This is a genomic window from Nocardiopsis sp. CNT312 (assembly GCF_000515115.1).
Lineage (GTDB): Bacteria > Actinomycetota > Actinomycetes > Streptosporangiales > Streptosporangiaceae > Nocardiopsis.
In genome coordinates this window covers 16,801-30,064 of sequence record NZ_AZXF01000010.1, presented here as the reverse complement: position 1 = coordinate 30,064, position 13,264 = coordinate 16,801, and the positions used below count along the sequence as shown (strand labels likewise).

Below are 13,264 nucleotides of genomic sequence, written 5' to 3'. Positions count from 1 at the left end.
TCAGTCCTCGTCCTCCTCGCGCTGGTAGGCGCGCCTCCGGTACTTGACCTCCACGCCGCCCATCACGGCCAGACCGCGGATGTGCACGATCGGGGCGTCGGCGGGCATCGTGCTGGGCTGGCGCAGGCCGCCGCTGAACCCGCCCATGATCGGCAGGCCGTGGACGCGCACCTGGACGTCGTCGGGCACCCGGATCTCGACCCCGCCCATGACGGCACCCACCCAGATGCTCGTCTCGCGCGAGGTGAAGTGCGCCTCGCGCAGGTCCAGCTCCACCCCGCCCATGAGCGCGGCGGTGAAGAACTGCTTGGGGACCACCCAGCTTCCCGCACGGTCGGCCCCGCCCATGATGGCGATCGCCAGGCGGCTGGTCGGTCCGGCGGAGGTGATCCGTCCCCCGGCGTAGACGGGGCGGGGCGAGTGGAAGTCGGTCGGGACCGCGACGGACCCGGTCTCCCCATTCGGCGCGGGCAGGTCCTCGGTGAGGGGGACCAGTTCGCCGAGGGTCTTGGCCCGGTAGACGGCGTCCAGGCGCTCGCTGTGCTCGTCCGGGTCGAGCCTGCCCTCGGCGAGGGCCTCCCGCAGTCTGTGGGCGACCGAGTCGCGGTCGGCGTCCGAGGCGCGCATCCGGCTGTGGTCCGAAGGGGGGATCTCGCTCATGCTTCCAACCATAGTTCGATCCTCCCGGCTTCGGAGCCCCGCGCGCATCGGGGGCGGGCCCTGAGGCGACCCTGAGAGGGTGCGGGCCCGGGACGCCGGGAGCGTCAGAACAGGCGGAGGATGTCCGGCTCGATCCCGCGCAGCTCGTCGTAGTCCAGCACCACGCAGGAGATCCCCCGGTCCTCGGCCAGGACCCGGGCCTGCGGCTTGATCTCCTGGGCCGCGAAGACCCCGTGCACCGGGGCCAGGGTGGGGTCCCGGTTGAGCAGTTCCAGGTAGCGGGTCAGCTGCTCCACGCCGTCGATCTCGCCGCGCCGCTTCAGCTCCACGGCGACCGTGGCCCCCTCCGCGTCGCGGCACAGGATGTCGACCGGCCCGATGGCGGTCGGGTACTCGCGGCGGATCAGGGTGTAACCCTCCCCGAGCGTGGTGATGTGCTCGGCGAGCAGCTCCTGGAGGTGCGCCTCGACGCCGTCCTTCTGGAGGCCGGGGTCCCGGCCCAGTTCGTGTGAACTGTCGTGCATGACCTCCTCGACGGTCAGCACGAGTTTCTCGCCCGACTTGCCGTGGGTGACCGTCCAGACGTCGGGTCCGTCGGCCACGGTCTCCTCACGGAGCTTGCACGGCGGGTTCATCCAGTTCAGCGGTTTGAAGGCCCGGTCGTCGGCGTGGATGGACACGCTTCCGTCCGCCTTGACGAGGATCAGGCGGGGGGCCATGGGCAGGTGTGCGGTGAGCCGGCCGACGTAGTCGACGCTGCACCGGGCGATGACGAGACGCACGGCGGTCACGTTACCGCTTCCCGGAAGCGGGCGGGTCCGGATTCGCGGGCCCGGAACGGCGTGTGCGGGGTCCGCCCTGTGTTACTGGCCAGTAGCCTTGGTGGCGTCCAAGAGGCGGCACCACCCTCCGGGTGGGGCCTTCGGTCTAGGGTGGGGCTCATGTTGCAGGAATTCACGAAGGTCGGAGTGGTCGGGCTCGGCACGATGGGAGCGGGCATCGCCGAAGTGTTCGCCCGCGCCGGGTTCGACGTCACCGGAGTCGAGATCGACCAGGCGGCCCTCGAACGCGGCCGCGGCCACGTCGACACCTCCCTGTCCCGGGCGGTCGCCAAGGAACGGATCACCGGGGACGAGCGCGCCGCGATCGACGCCCGACTCACGTTCACCACCTCCCGCGAGGACCTCTCGGACGCGGACTTCGTCGTCGAGGCCGTGCCCGAGCGCATGGACCTCAAGCGCGACGTCTTCGGCGACCTGGACCGGATCTGCCCGCCGGGAACCATCCTGGCCACCAACACCTCCTCGCTGTCGGTCACCGAGATCGCCGCGCTCACCAGCCGCCCCGACAAGGTCCTCGGCCTGCACTTCTTCAACCCGGCGCCGGTCATGAAGCTGGTCGAGGTCGTCACCACCGTCTCCACCGGGGCGGAGACGACCGCCGTCGTCACCGAGGTCGCCAAGCGCATCGGCAAGACCCCCGTCACGGTCGGGGACCGCGCCGGGTTCGTCGCCAACGCGCTCCTGGTGCCCTACATCAACGACGCCGTCCGCCTCTACGAGCGGGGCGTGGCCACCCGCGAGGAGGTCGACGCCTCCGTCCGCAAGGCCGCGGACCTGCCCATGGGGCCGCTCACCCTCGCCGACATGGTCGGCCTGGACGTGTGCCTGGCCGTCATGGACGTGCTGTGGGAGGAGTTCCGCGACCCCCGGTACGCCGCGGCTCCGCTGCTGCGCCGGATGGTGGCCGCGGGCCGCCTCGGACGCAAGGCCGGCCGGGGCTTCTACGAGGGCGGGGACGATCCCGCCGAGCCCGCCCGCACCGGCCGCTTCGCGGAGATGGTCCGCGAGGAGGAGCTCCTGGACCTGGGCGAGATGCTCATCGCACCGCAGATCGACGACGCCCTGCGCATGATCGGCGACGGCTACGCCACGGCCGCCGACGTCGACACCGCCATGCGGTTCGGCTGCGGCTACCCCAAGGGGCCGACCGAACTCCTGGAGGAGCGCGGTGCCGAGTCCGTCGTCACGACCCTGGTCGCCATGGGCGAGTACGGCCTGACCACGATCGCGGCCCCCGCACCGCTGCTCATGGACCGGCTGCCCGACGTCGAGCACGACCACCGCTGAGACCGCCCGGGAGCGGAGTCCGTTCGCCCTGTCGTCTGGCCGACGGGTGACGGCCGGGAGCGGAGCGAGGGCGCCGGCCTCTCCGGCGCCCGAGCACGCTCCTGAGCGAAGCGGAGGAGCAAAGAAAACACAGTCTCTCCTACCCTGGAACGTGTGAGCCCGCGCCGAAACTCTTCCCGCCGCAAGTCCTCCCGTGGTCGCCGCGCCTCCGGAGGCCCGCCCGACGAGGACGCCCTCATGCTGCGTATCACCGGGGGCCAGCGCCGGGAGACCGGCCCCGACGGCGAGTGGGTGACGCGCCGCATCCCCGGGGCGTCGGCCACCAAGGTCTACCGGTGCCCCGGGTGCGCCCAGGAGATCCCTCTCGGTACGCCCCACGTCGTCGCCTGGCGTCCCTACGGCGGCGGCGGGGACCGGCGCCACTGGCACTCCTCCTGCTGGGACCGGCGCGCCCGCCGGTCTCCAAGATCCCCCTACTGACCGCGGCCCGCCACCGGAGATTCGAGGAACCATGCAGATCCGAGCCACCACGGTGCTGCCCGCCGTGCGCCGGCCCATCACGCTGCACACCGCCGACGGGCTGGAACTGGTCGGCGAACTCGCCCTGCCCGAGGGCGGGGAGCCCGTCGCCACGCTGGTGTGCCTGCACCCGCTGCCCACCGCCGAGGGCATGATGGACAGCCACGTGCTGCGCAAGGCGTCGTTCCGCCTGCCGGCCCTGGCGAACGTCGCCGTGCTGCGCTTCAACACCCGCGGGACGTCCTCGCGCCACGGCACCAGCGAGGGTGCGTTCGGCGAGGGGGAGACCGAGCGGCACGACGTGCTGGCGGCCATCGAGTTCACCGAGTTCGAGGCACTGCCCAGTCCCTGGCTCCTCGGCTGGTCCTTCGGCACCGAACTGGCCCTCAAGTGGGGGTGCGACCCCCAGGTGCGGGGCGCGATCCTGCTGTCGCCTCCACTGCACCGCGCCGACGAGTCGGACATGGCGGTGTGGGACGCGTCCGGCAAGCCGGTCGTGGCGCTTGTCCCCGAGCACGACGACTACCTCAGGCCCGACGAGGCCCGAAAGCGGTTCGCGCCGCTCAGCCAGGCGGAGGTCGTCGGGGTCGACGGAGCCAAGCACCTGTGGGTGGGTGAGCCCTACGTCCGGCGCGTGCTCGACGAGATCGTCCAGCGCGTCAACCCCGCGGCCCACCCGCTGCCCACCGAGTGGGACGGCCCCCACGAGCGGGACGTCATGCCCCTGGCCTGACGAAAGGCCTGGAACCGGTGAGGGCCCGCACCGAACGCTCGGTGCGGGCCCTTCGTCAGGTGACCGGGGAGGGTCGGCCGCGGCGCGGCCGGGTCCCTACTCCTCCCACCAGTTCTCGTCGTCCTCGGCACCCTTGCCGGCCGCGGCCGGCTGCTTGGCGGCGGGCGCCTCCTGCTGGATCGCCGCGGGGGCGGGGGCCGGAGGAGCGGCCGGGGCCGGGGCACCGCCGCCACCGAGGAGCTGGCGCAGCTGCTGGAGGTGCGACTGGATGCTGTCACGCTGGGCGTTGAGCTCGTCGACCTCCTTCTTGGCGGCGGTCATGATGCGGTTGGCCTCCGCCTTGGCGTCGGAGACCCGGTGCTCGGCCTTGGACTTGGCCTCCGCGTCGATCTGGGCGGCGTTCTTCTTGGCGTTGCCGACCAGCTGCTTGGCGTGGTTCTCGGCGTCGCGGCGGGTCTGCTCGGCCTGCTGGCTGGCCTTGGTGGCCCGCTGCTCGGCGCTGTTGGCCCGCTCCTCGGCCTCGCTGACCATCTTCTGGGTGGCGGCCTGCGCGGCGGCCAGGCGCTCGGCGTCCTGACGCTCGGCCTCGGCGCGGCGGTCGGCGAGCTGGAGCTCGAACTGGTCCTCGGCCTCGGTCCGGCGGGCCTCGGACTCGGCGGCGGCGCGCTCGGCGTTCTTGATCGTCTCCTCGGCCTGGCTCTTGGCCGACTGGAGCGTCTCGTCCCGCTCGCGCTTGGCCGCGGCGCGTGCCTGGGCGCACTCGCGTTCGGTGGTGGTGCGCAGCTTGGCGATCTCACCCTCGAAGGTGGCGCGCTTCTCCGCGATCTCGTGGTCGACCGCGGAGCGCTTCTTCTGCACCTCGCGCTCGGTGGTGGAGGTCAGCTCGTCGGCCTCGCGGCGGGCCGTGGTGGAGATCTCCTCCGCCTCGGACTCGGCGGACTGGCGCTGCTCGTCGGCCTCGCGCTGGGCGAGGGCGCGCACCTCGGTGGCCTCCGACTCCGCGGCGGCCCGCATCTCCGCGGCCTCGATCTTGGCGGCGGAGCGGATGTCGTTGGCGTCGATCTGCGCGCTCTGGACGAGCTCGTTGGCCTGCTCCTCGGCGAGGCGGAGCAGCTCCTCGATCCGCGAGCCCAGGCCGGAGTAGGAGGGACGCTCGCGCTCCTGGAGCTGACGGTTCTTCGCGTTCAGCTCGGCCTTGTACTTCTCGGCCTGTTTCGCGGACTGCTCCAGCTCGTTGCGCAGGCCGGCGGCGTAGTCGTCCACCTGGGCGCGGTCGTATCCACGCAGCACCACGTCGAACTCGGGCGGGGTGTTGTCCTCGTTGAAGATGTTGTTGAGCTGGGTGTCAATGTTGTTTGACGACATGTGGCGGGATCCTGAACGGGTGCGAGACGGTTGGCTTGCGAGTGTCCGGGGCGTAAGGAGAGAGGTGCGACGCCCCCGGCGGGCGGGCGGTTCGGGGTGCGCGCGGCCGTCGGACCGCAAGACACGGACCTCGCCGGAATGCACTCCGGCGGCTAAGCGACTTTATCAAGCGGGCCAGCCGTGGGAAGAGGGTTTCGGGTAACTTCCGGTGGGCTGGTGGGTCCTGTCCCCGCCTTGGGGTCCAATCCGTGATGTGTCCGGAACGCCCCTGTGATGTCCGGTCTCCGGCCAGGCCGTGGTCTGGACAGTTTAGTCGGCTTGGTCGGCGCTCTCCACCAGTTCGGTGAGTACGCTCCCGCAGTCCTTCGGGTGCAGGAACACGATGCGCGAACCGTGGGTGCCCCGGCGGGGCTCGGCGTCCAGAACGCGTACACCGGCTGCTCCGACGGCTCCGGCGCTGTCCGCCACGTCGGGGGTGCCGAACGCGATGTGGTGCACGCCCTCGCCGTTGCGGTCGAGGAACTTCGCTACGGGGGAGTCCGGGCGGGTGGGTTCGAGCAGCTGCAGGTACGTGGCCCCTCCGTCGTCGGTGCCGTTGACCCGCAGCATGGCCTCGCGGACGCCCTGCTCCTCGTTCACCTCCTCGTGCTCGACCTCGAACCCGTAGGTGCGGCGGTAGAACGCGATCGAGGCGTCGAGGTCGCGGCATGCGATCCCCACGTGGTCCAGCCTGGTGAGGCCTGCGGCAGGGCCGGGTACGTCGCTCATGCGCTTCCCTTCGAGGCGTCGGTGAACGCTGTAGGGGTATCGTGACAGATCAGCAGCGTTACCCGTCGCATGGAGGCCAGACACGATGCCCGGTTCCGTCATCGCAGGTGGGGCCAGGACACCCACCGGCAGACTCCTCGGCTCCCTCGCCGGATTCTCCGCCGTCGACCTCGGGGGACTGGCGATCAGGGCGGCGCTGGAGCGCGCCGGTATCGACGGTGCACAGGTCGGATACGTGGTCATGGGGCAGGTGCTCCAGGCGGGGGCCGGGCAGATCCCGTCCCGCCAGGCCGCGGTGAAGGCGGGCATCCCCCTGGGGGTCCCCTCCGTCACCATCAACAAGGTGTGCCTGTCGGGCCTGGACGCGATCGCCCTGGCCGACCAGCTCATCACGGCCGGGGAGTTCGACATCGTGGTCGCGGGCGGGATGGAGTCGATGACCAACGCCCCGCACCTGCTGCCCGGGGCCCGCAAGGGGTACAAGTACGGCTCCGTCGAGGTCGTCGACGCCACCGCGCACGACGGTCTCACGGACGCCTTCGACAACGAGTCCATGGGCGCCTCGACCGAGCGGTTCAACGCCAAGCTCGGCATCGGCCGCCAGGAGCAGGACGCCTTCGCGGCCCGGTCCCACCAGCGCGCCGCCGCGGCCGCGGCGGAGGGCCGCTTCGCCGACGAGATCGTGCCGGTGGAGATTCCCCGGCGCAAGGGCGACCCGGTCGTCTTCGACGCCGACGAGGGCATCCGCCCCGACACCACCGTGGAGAGCCTGGCCCGGCTGCGCCCGGCCTTCGGCGCCGAGGGCACCATCACCGCAGGGTCCTCCTCGCAGATCTCCGACGGAGCCGCGGCCGTCGTCGTGATGAGTCGCGCCAAGGCGGAGGAGCTGGGGGCACCCGTCCTCGCCGAGATCGGTGCGCACGGCAACGTCGCCGGGCCCGACAACTCCCTCCACTCCCAGCCCTCCAACGCGATCGTCCACGCACTGGGCAAGGCGGGCAGGAGCGTCGGGGACCTCGATCTGGTGGAGATCAACGAGGCGTTCGCCGCCGTGGGCATCCAGTCGGTGAAGGACCTCGGTATCTCCGAGGAGCGGGTCAACGTGAACGGCGGTGCCATCGCGCTCGGCCACCCGATCGGTGCCTCCGGGGCGCGTATCGCCCTGCACCTGGTGCACGAGCTGCGGCGCCGGGGCGGCGGGTTCGGAGCCGCAGCGCTTTGCGGGGGCGGTGGCCAGGGCGACGCCCTGCTGTTCTCGGTCCCCGCCGCGTGATGGAGACCGCTCCCCTGGTCGAGGGGGTTCTGGGCGGTGACCGCAGGTCGCTGGCGCGTGCGCTGACCCTGGTGGAGAGCGGCGCGCCCGCGCTGCGCGACATCATGGCGGGGCTGTCCCCCCGCACCGGCCGGGCCCGTGTGGTCGGGTTCACCGGTGCACCCGGTGTCGGCAAGTCCACCGTCACGAACGCGGTCGTGCGCGCGGCCCGCGGGCGCGGGCTGTCGGTGGCGGTGCTCGCGGTGGACCCCTCGTCCCCGTTCACGGGGGGCGCCCTGCTGGGGGACCGGGTGCGCATGGCCGAGCACGCCACCGACCCGGGTGTCTTCATCCGCTCCATGGCCAACCGGGGGCACCTGGGCGGCCTGTCCTGGGCCGCTCCGCACGCGCTGCGCGTCCTGGACGCCGCCGGGTTCGACCTGGTCCTGGTCGAGACGGTCGGGGTGGGCCAGGCCGAGGTGGAGATCGCCGGTCTGGCGGACACCACGGTGGTGCTGTGCGCGCCGGGTATGGGCGACTCGGTCCAGGCTGCCAAGGCGGGTGTGCTGGAGGTCGCCGATGTCTTCGCGGTGAACAAGGCCGACCACGAGGGGGCCAGGTCGGCCCTGCGGGACCTGCGCCAGATGGTGGCGATGGTCGACCGCGACGAGCACGAGTGGAAGCCGCCGATCGTCATGACGGTGGCCTCCGAGGACGAGGGGATCGGGGAGCTGTGGGAGCGGCTGGACGGGCACGCCGCCCACCTGGCGTCCTCGGGCGCCCTGGAGGAGCGCCGCCGCGCCCGCGCCCGTGAGGAGGTGCAGGGGATCGTTCTCGACCTGCTGCGCGCCCGTATGGGCGGTGTGGGTGAGGACGGCGGTCTGGACTCCCTGGCCCAGGAGGTCTCCGAGGGCCGGTGCGACCCCTACACCGCCGCGGACCTGTTGTTGAAGGACCTGGGCGCCGACCCTTCCGGAACGTAGGAGGGGCGGGCGGGCACGTGTGCCCGCCCGCCCCGGTGCTCAGGGCGCCCGAACACGCTCGGGAAGGAACCGCGCCGCAGGCGTCGTTTGAGGGTGGTGGTGGGCGGAGGGGTAAAGCGGAAACTGCTAGTCGTCCAGCGCCGCGTCGATGGCGTGGATCAGGGTGCCGTCGGCGTCGTCACCGTCGACGGACCAGATCATGATCCCGCCCAGGTCGTTGCTCTGGGCCCAGTCGGTCTTCTGGGTCAGGGAGACCTCGTCGTCGTAGGTCCAGAACGTGTTCCCGTCGTAGAGCCAGGCGGTTCCCAGCGCGTCGTCGCGGTACAGGTCGAAGCCCTGGAGGCCCTGGATGACCTTCCAGTCCTCGATGCCGTTCTCGTAGGTGCCGGGCGCGGGTCCCGTGGCGCTCTGGAAGAGGCCGTCACCGTTCGGTCCGGGGGCGACCCCGGTCCAGCCGCGGCTGTAGAAGGGCACGCCGAGCACGATGTCGGCGGGGTCCACGCCCCGGTCGAGGTAGGCCTGGACGGCGATCTCCGAGGAGAACAGGTCCGGGCCCGGGTCGGCGGAGTCCAGGACGGTGTTGGACTGGTGGCCCGTCACCGGCTCCCAGCCTCCGTGGTAGTCGTAGCCCTGCACGGTGATGAAGTCGAAGTCGGTCATGAGCCGGTCCATCTCGAACCCGAGCTCGACCTTATCGGGGTCGGCGGGCAGGAACGCGGTCAGCTCGTAGGCCCGGCCGGTCTCGGCCTCCAAAGCGTCGAGCTGGTCGCGGAACTCCTGAACCAGGGCGGTGAAGTTCTCCTTGTCCTCGGGGCGGATCGTGTTGTGCTCGTGTCCGGCGCTGCCGGGCCACTCCCAGTCGAGGTCGATGCCGTCGAAGACCCCGTAGGCGGCCCCCGGGCCGCCGGCGCCGTCGATGACCGGAAGGTTGCCGCGCAGGAACTGGTCGATGCAGGAGCTGACCATGCGCTCGCGGGACTCCTGGGTCAGGGCCGCGTCGGAGAAGTGCTCGGACCAGGTCCAGCCGCCGAGGGAGAGGTTGACCTTGAGGCCGGGGTACATCTCCTTGAGCTCGCGCAACTGGTTGAAGTTGCCGCGCAGGTCCTGGGACCAGACGTCGCCGACGCCGTCCACGCTCTCGGCGTCGTTGAACGAGCGGCCGTAGTCGGCCCAGGCGTCGCCCTGGCCGAGCTGGTTGGCCATGAAGCACTCGCCGTTGGCGTTGATGTTGCCGAAGGCGTAGTTGATGTGGGTGAGGTGTTCGGCGGTGCCGGAGGTGACCAGGTCGTTGACCAGGTAGCCCCGGGAGTAGATGCCCCACTGGGTGAAGTAGGCGACCCGGCGCTCGTCCACGGGGCCGCTGGGGCCGTCGTCGGCGTCGGTGGTGGCGGTGACGGGCGTGCTCTCGTCACCCCGGTTGTTGGCGGTGTCGAACGCGCGGACGGTGAAGGTGTACTCGGTCTCGGCGGTCAGGCCGCCCACGGTGGCCTCGGTCCCCTCGACCGAGCGCACCACGGCATCGTCGGAGAGGATCTCATACCCCGCGACCGCGGTGTCGTCGGTGGCCTCCGACCAGCTCAGGGACACGGTGCTCGACGTGGTGCCGGTGGCGGTCAGGCCGGAGGGGACGGTGGGCGGTTCGGTGTCGTCCTCGCCGGGGCCGCCGGAGCAGGGGGCGCCGTCGATCGTGCAGTCGGCGGGGGTGGTGTCGGAGCCGTCGTGGACGCCGTTGAAGCCGATCCGGTAGCTGCCCCCCGCCGGCACGGTGGGGCTCCAGGAGGGCGGGGTCACGGTGTGGGTGTTCCCCGACGAGCTGTGGACGGCGTTCCAGAGGCTGGTGATGTCCACACCGTCGGGGGTGTCGAACTCGATGGTCCAGCCGGTGAGGTCGGTGTCGGTCTCGTTCTCGATGGTGAGCTGTCCGCCGTAACCGGTGTTCCAGCGGGACGTCTCGACGTAGGTGACGGTCACCTCGCCGGGCGCGGCGGCGGCCGGGACCGGGCTCAGGGCGAGCGGGGCGGCCAACAGCGCCGCGGCCAGCGCGGCGAGTCGGGATCTGGTGTGGCGTGCTCTCACGATGGGGGTTCTCCAAGGTCGTTGCGATGCGGGCGGCCGACCGCAGGGGAGCGGGTCGCTCCGGTCGGCGGAAGGGGGTCTTTGCGGAGTCGTGCGAGTGGAGCCGGAACGGGGCGGAGGGTGGTGCGCGGGCCATGCGGTCCCCTGGTGACGGGGGCGATCTAATTTTTAGGAAACTTAACTAACAGTTTCTTCGCGAGTCAATGAGGGTGCGCGGGCCTTCTGCTGCCGACCGTGCCCCACGAGAGGCCGGAAGTCCCTGTGCGACCGGTTTTTCCGAGTTGGGGGACCAGGCCGGTACGGCATCCCCGGAGTGGCCGAAGGCGGACCCGTGTTCTTCTTGTTCCGCCACCGTTTGCGTGCTAAGGGCCAGGGCCTGGCTAGAGTGACGGCGTGGGAAACCCGTTGAATCTTCCGTTCGACCCGATCGAGCGCGCACACGACAACTGGACGCGCAGATGGGGTGCGGCCCCCGCCATGGCGGCCGTCACCTCCGTCATGCGCGCCCAGCAGATCCTGCTCGGGGAGCTGGACGGCGCCCTCAAGCCGTTCGGTCTGACCTTCGCCCGCTACGAGGCACTGGTCCTGCTCACCTTCAGCTCCACCGGGGCCCTGCCGCTGGGCAAGATCGGTGAGCGGCTGATGGTGCACCCGACCAGCGTCACCAACACCATCGACCGCCTGGAGAACCAGGGCTTCGTGCGGCGCCGCCCCAACCCGAGTGACGGCCGCGGGGTCCTGGCCGAGATCACCGACGCCGGCCGGGAGGTGACCGAGGAGGCCACCCGGGCCCTCCTGGAGATGGACTTCGGGCTGGGCTGCTACTCCGGGGACGAGCTCTGGCGCATGCACGAGATGTTCACCAGGCTCAGGGTGGACTTCGGGGACTTCCCCGAGCCCGTCACGGAGGCGGCTGAGCATCGCTGACCCCCGTCCGGCCCCGAACCGCCGCGGGGTCCGGTCCTGTACATGTTTAGTAGGACGTCCTACTATCTCAGTATGGCCAACACCACGAACGGCTCCCCTGAGGGGATCGCGGCGGGCCGCGAGCGCTGGCAGCGCCGCTACGACGCCGCACGCAAGCGCGACGCGGACTTCACCTCGCTGTCGGGCCGCACTCTGGAACCCGTCTACGGGCCGCCGCCGGGCGCGCGGGCCCCAGGGTTCGAACGGATCGGCTGGCCCGGCGAGTACCCCTACACGCGCGGTCTCCACCCCACCGGGTACCGGGGCCGTGCGTGGACCATCCGGCAGTTCGCCGGGTTCGGCAACGCGCACCAGACCAACGAGCGCTACAAGATGATCCTCGCCGGGGGAGGGGGCGGGCTCTCCGTCGCCTTCGACATGCCCACCCTCATGGGCTACGACTCCGACGCGCCGCAGGCCCTGGGCGAGGTCGGCCACTGCGGCGTGGCCGTCGACTCGGTGGCCGACATGGAGGTGCTCTTCGACGGCATCCCGCTGGACGGGACCACCACGTCCATGACGATCAGCGGGCCCGCCGTGCCCATGTTCTGCATGTACCTGGTCGCCGCCGAGCGCCAGGGTGCCGACATCCGCACCCTCAACGGCACGCTCCAGACCGACATCTTCAAGGAGTACATCGCTCAGAAGGAGTGGCTCTACCCCCCGGAGCCGCACCTGCGCCTCATCGGCGACCTCATGGAGTACTGCGCCGGGTCCGTGCCCGCCTTCAAACCGCTGTCGGTGTCCGGCTACCACATCCGCGAGGCCGGGGCGACGGCCGCGCAGGAACTCGCCTACACGCTGGCCGACGGGTTCGGCTACGTGGAGCTGGGGCTGTCGCGCGGGCTGGACGTGGACACGTTCGCCCCGGGGCTGTCGTTCTTCTTCGACGCCCACATCGACTTCTTCGAGGAGATCGCCAAGTTCCGCGCCGCCCGCCGCATCTGGGCCCGCTGGATGCGAGACACCTTCGGCGCCAAGACGGAGAAGGCGCTGTGGCTGCGCTTCCACACCCAGACCGCGGGGGTGTCCCTCACCGCGCAGCAGCCCCACAACAACGTGGTGCGCACCACGGTGGAGGCGCTCGCCGCCGTCCTGGGCGGCACCAACTCCCTGCACACCAACGCCCTGGACGAGACGCTCGCGCTGCCCACCGAGCAGTCCGCCGAGATCGCCCTGCGCACCCAGCAGGTCCTCCGGGAGGAGACCGGTGTGGCCAACGTCGCCGACCCGCTCGGCGGCTCCTGGTACCTGGAGGCGCTCACCGACCAACTGGAGGAGGAGGCCGAGCGGATCTTCGCCCGCATCCTGCGCATGGGCGGGGGTGAGGGGGCCGAACACGCCGTCGGGCCGATGACCTCGGGCATCCTCGCCGGGATCGGTAACGGCTACTTCGGCTCCGAGATCGCCGAGTCGGCCTTCCAGTACCAGCAGGCGCTGGAGAAGGGTGACAAGAACATCGTGGGTGTGACCACCAACACCGACACCGTCTCCGGGAGCCTGGACATCCTCCGGGTCGGCCACGAGGTCGAGCACGAGCAGAAGCGGGTGCTGGCGCTGAGGCGCGAGCGCCGTGACGGGTCGGCGGTCGAGGGCGCCCTAGCCCGCCTGACGGAGGCGAGCCGCTCGGAGCGGGGCAACCTGGTACCGCTCATCATGGACGCCGCCCGCGCTGAGGCCACCCTGGGGGAGATCTGTGCGGCGATGGGCGAGGTGTTCGGGACCTATACGGAGGACCCGCGCTTCTGAGCCGTCCGGACGGGCCCCGCCCGGACGGGGCCCACCGGGTTGGCGGAGTGCGTCACCCGTTCTC

12 protein-coding genes are annotated in these 13,264 nt (G+C 71.2%); 7 read left to right on the top strand and 5 right to left on the bottom strand.

Features of this window, described 5'->3' with window-relative positions; genetic code table 11:
• On the bottom strand, nt 1–672 hold the full coding sequence (locus B042_RS0101890) for a DUF1707 domain-containing protein (RefSeq protein ID WP_028646804.1): 672 nt from the start codon (nt 670–672) through the stop codon (nt 1–3).
• 92 nt (nt 673–764) lie between these two features.
• On the bottom strand, nt 765–1,442 hold the full coding sequence (nucS, locus tag B042_RS0101885) for an endonuclease NucS (protein ID WP_028646803.1): 678 nt from the start codon (nt 1,440–1,442) through the stop codon (nt 765–767).
• A 159-nt stretch (nt 1,443–1,601) separates the two neighbouring features.
• Between nucS and B042_RS0101880 the strand changes: the two genes are divergently transcribed.
• The 3 genes from B042_RS0101880 (at nt 1,602) to B042_RS0101870 (ending at nt 4,041) form a co-directional block, all read left to right on the top strand.
• A complete protein-coding gene (locus B042_RS0101880) occupies nt 1,602–2,789 on the top strand; it encodes a 3-hydroxybutyryl-CoA dehydrogenase (RefSeq protein ID WP_028646802.1) in 1,188 nt (395 codons plus the stop codon).
• 153 nt (nt 2,790–2,942) lie between these two features.
• The gene (locus B042_RS0101875) at nt 2,943–3,269 is read left to right on the top strand and encodes an ATP/GTP-binding protein (RefSeq protein ID WP_197024151.1); all 327 of its coding nucleotides are present in this window, start codon (nt 2,943–2,945) and stop codon (nt 3,267–3,269) included.
• A 31-nt stretch (nt 3,270–3,300) separates the two neighbouring features.
• The gene (locus B042_RS0101870; protein WP_028646800.1) at nt 3,301–4,041 is read left to right on the top strand and encodes an alpha/beta hydrolase; all 741 of its coding nucleotides are present in this window, start codon (nt 3,301–3,303) and stop codon (nt 4,039–4,041) included.
• Between the two features lie 96 nt (nt 4,042–4,137).
• Here B042_RS0101870 and B042_RS0101865 read toward each other — a convergent pair whose 3' ends face one another.
• Together B042_RS0101865 and mce are read right to left on the bottom strand one after the other, a co-directional pair.
• On the bottom strand, nt 4,138–5,406 hold the full coding sequence (locus B042_RS0101865) for a DivIVA domain-containing protein (protein ID WP_028646799.1): 1,269 nt from the start codon (nt 5,404–5,406) through the stop codon (nt 4,138–4,140).
• A gap of 309 nt (nt 5,407–5,715) precedes the next feature.
• Complete coding sequence (gene mce, locus B042_RS0101860; RefSeq protein WP_028646798.1) at nt 5,716–6,174, bottom strand: methylmalonyl-CoA epimerase; 459 nt, start codon at nt 6,172–6,174, stop codon at nt 5,716–5,718.
• An 85-nt stretch (nt 6,175–6,259) separates the two neighbouring features.
• Between mce and B042_RS0101855 the strand changes: the two genes are divergently transcribed.
• Nucleotides 6,260–7,447: an acetyl-CoA C-acetyltransferase gene (locus tag B042_RS0101855; RefSeq protein WP_028646797.1), complete on the top strand. Its 1,188-nt coding sequence runs from the start codon at nt 6,260–6,262 to the stop codon at nt 7,445–7,447.
• Nucleotides 7,447–8,409 (top strand): methylmalonyl Co-A mutase-associated GTPase MeaB, encoded by a 963-nt coding sequence (meaB, locus tag B042_RS0101850; RefSeq protein WP_028646796.1) that lies wholly within the window; start codon nt 7,447–7,449, stop codon nt 8,407–8,409. Before B042_RS0101855 ends, meaB begins: the two co-directional genes overlap by 1 nt.
• A gap of 126 nt (nt 8,410–8,535) precedes the next feature.
• Here meaB and B042_RS0101845 read toward each other — a convergent pair whose 3' ends face one another.
• Complete coding sequence (locus B042_RS0101845; RefSeq protein ID WP_028646795.1) at nt 8,536–10,485, bottom strand: glycoside hydrolase family 18 chitinase; 1,950 nt, start codon at nt 10,483–10,485, stop codon at nt 8,536–8,538.
• 405 nt (nt 10,486–10,890) lie between these two features.
• Between B042_RS0101845 and B042_RS0101840 the strand changes: the two genes are divergently transcribed.
• Nucleotides 10,891–11,412 (top strand): MarR family winged helix-turn-helix transcriptional regulator, encoded by a 522-nt coding sequence (locus B042_RS0101840; RefSeq protein ID WP_028646794.1) that lies wholly within the window; start codon nt 10,891–10,893, stop codon nt 11,410–11,412.
• 72 nt (nt 11,413–11,484) lie between these two features.
• Nucleotides 11,485–13,200 carry a methylmalonyl-CoA mutase gene (locus B042_RS0101835; RefSeq protein ID WP_028646793.1) on the top strand — a complete coding sequence of 572 codons (1,716 nt, stop codon included), beginning with the start codon at nt 11,485–11,487 and terminating at the stop codon, nt 13,198–13,200.
• Nucleotides 13,201–13,264 lie beyond the last annotated feature (64 nt).

Excerpts from the sequence above, each read along its gene's own strand:
- B042_RS0101890 (WP_028646804.1), bottom strand. The coding sequence starts at position 672 with ATGGTTGGAAGCATGAGCGAGATCCCCCCTTCGGACCACAGCCGGATG.
- B042_RS0101880 (WP_028646802.1), top strand. The coding sequence starts at position 1,602 with ATGTTGCAGGAATTCACGAAGGTCGGAGTGGTCGGGCTCGGCACGATG.
- B042_RS0101870 (WP_028646800.1), top strand. The coding sequence starts at position 3,301 with ATGCAGATCCGAGCCACCACGGTGCTGCCCGCCGTGCGCCGGCCCATC.
- B042_RS0101865 (WP_028646799.1), bottom strand. The coding sequence starts at position 5,406 with ATGTCGTCAAACAACATTGACACCCAGCTCAACAACATCTTCAACGAG.
- mce (WP_028646798.1), bottom strand. The coding sequence starts at position 6,174 with ATGAGCGACGTACCCGGCCCTGCCGCAGGCCTCACCAGGCTGGACCAC.
- B042_RS0101855 (WP_028646797.1), top strand. The coding sequence starts at position 6,260 with ATGCCCGGTTCCGTCATCGCAGGTGGGGCCAGGACACCCACCGGCAGA.
- meaB (WP_028646796.1), top strand. The coding sequence starts at position 7,447 with ATGGAGACCGCTCCCCTGGTCGAGGGGGTTCTGGGCGGTGACCGCAGG.
- B042_RS0101835 (WP_028646793.1), top strand. The coding sequence starts at position 11,485 with ATGGCCAACACCACGAACGGCTCCCCTGAGGGGATCGCGGCGGGCCGC.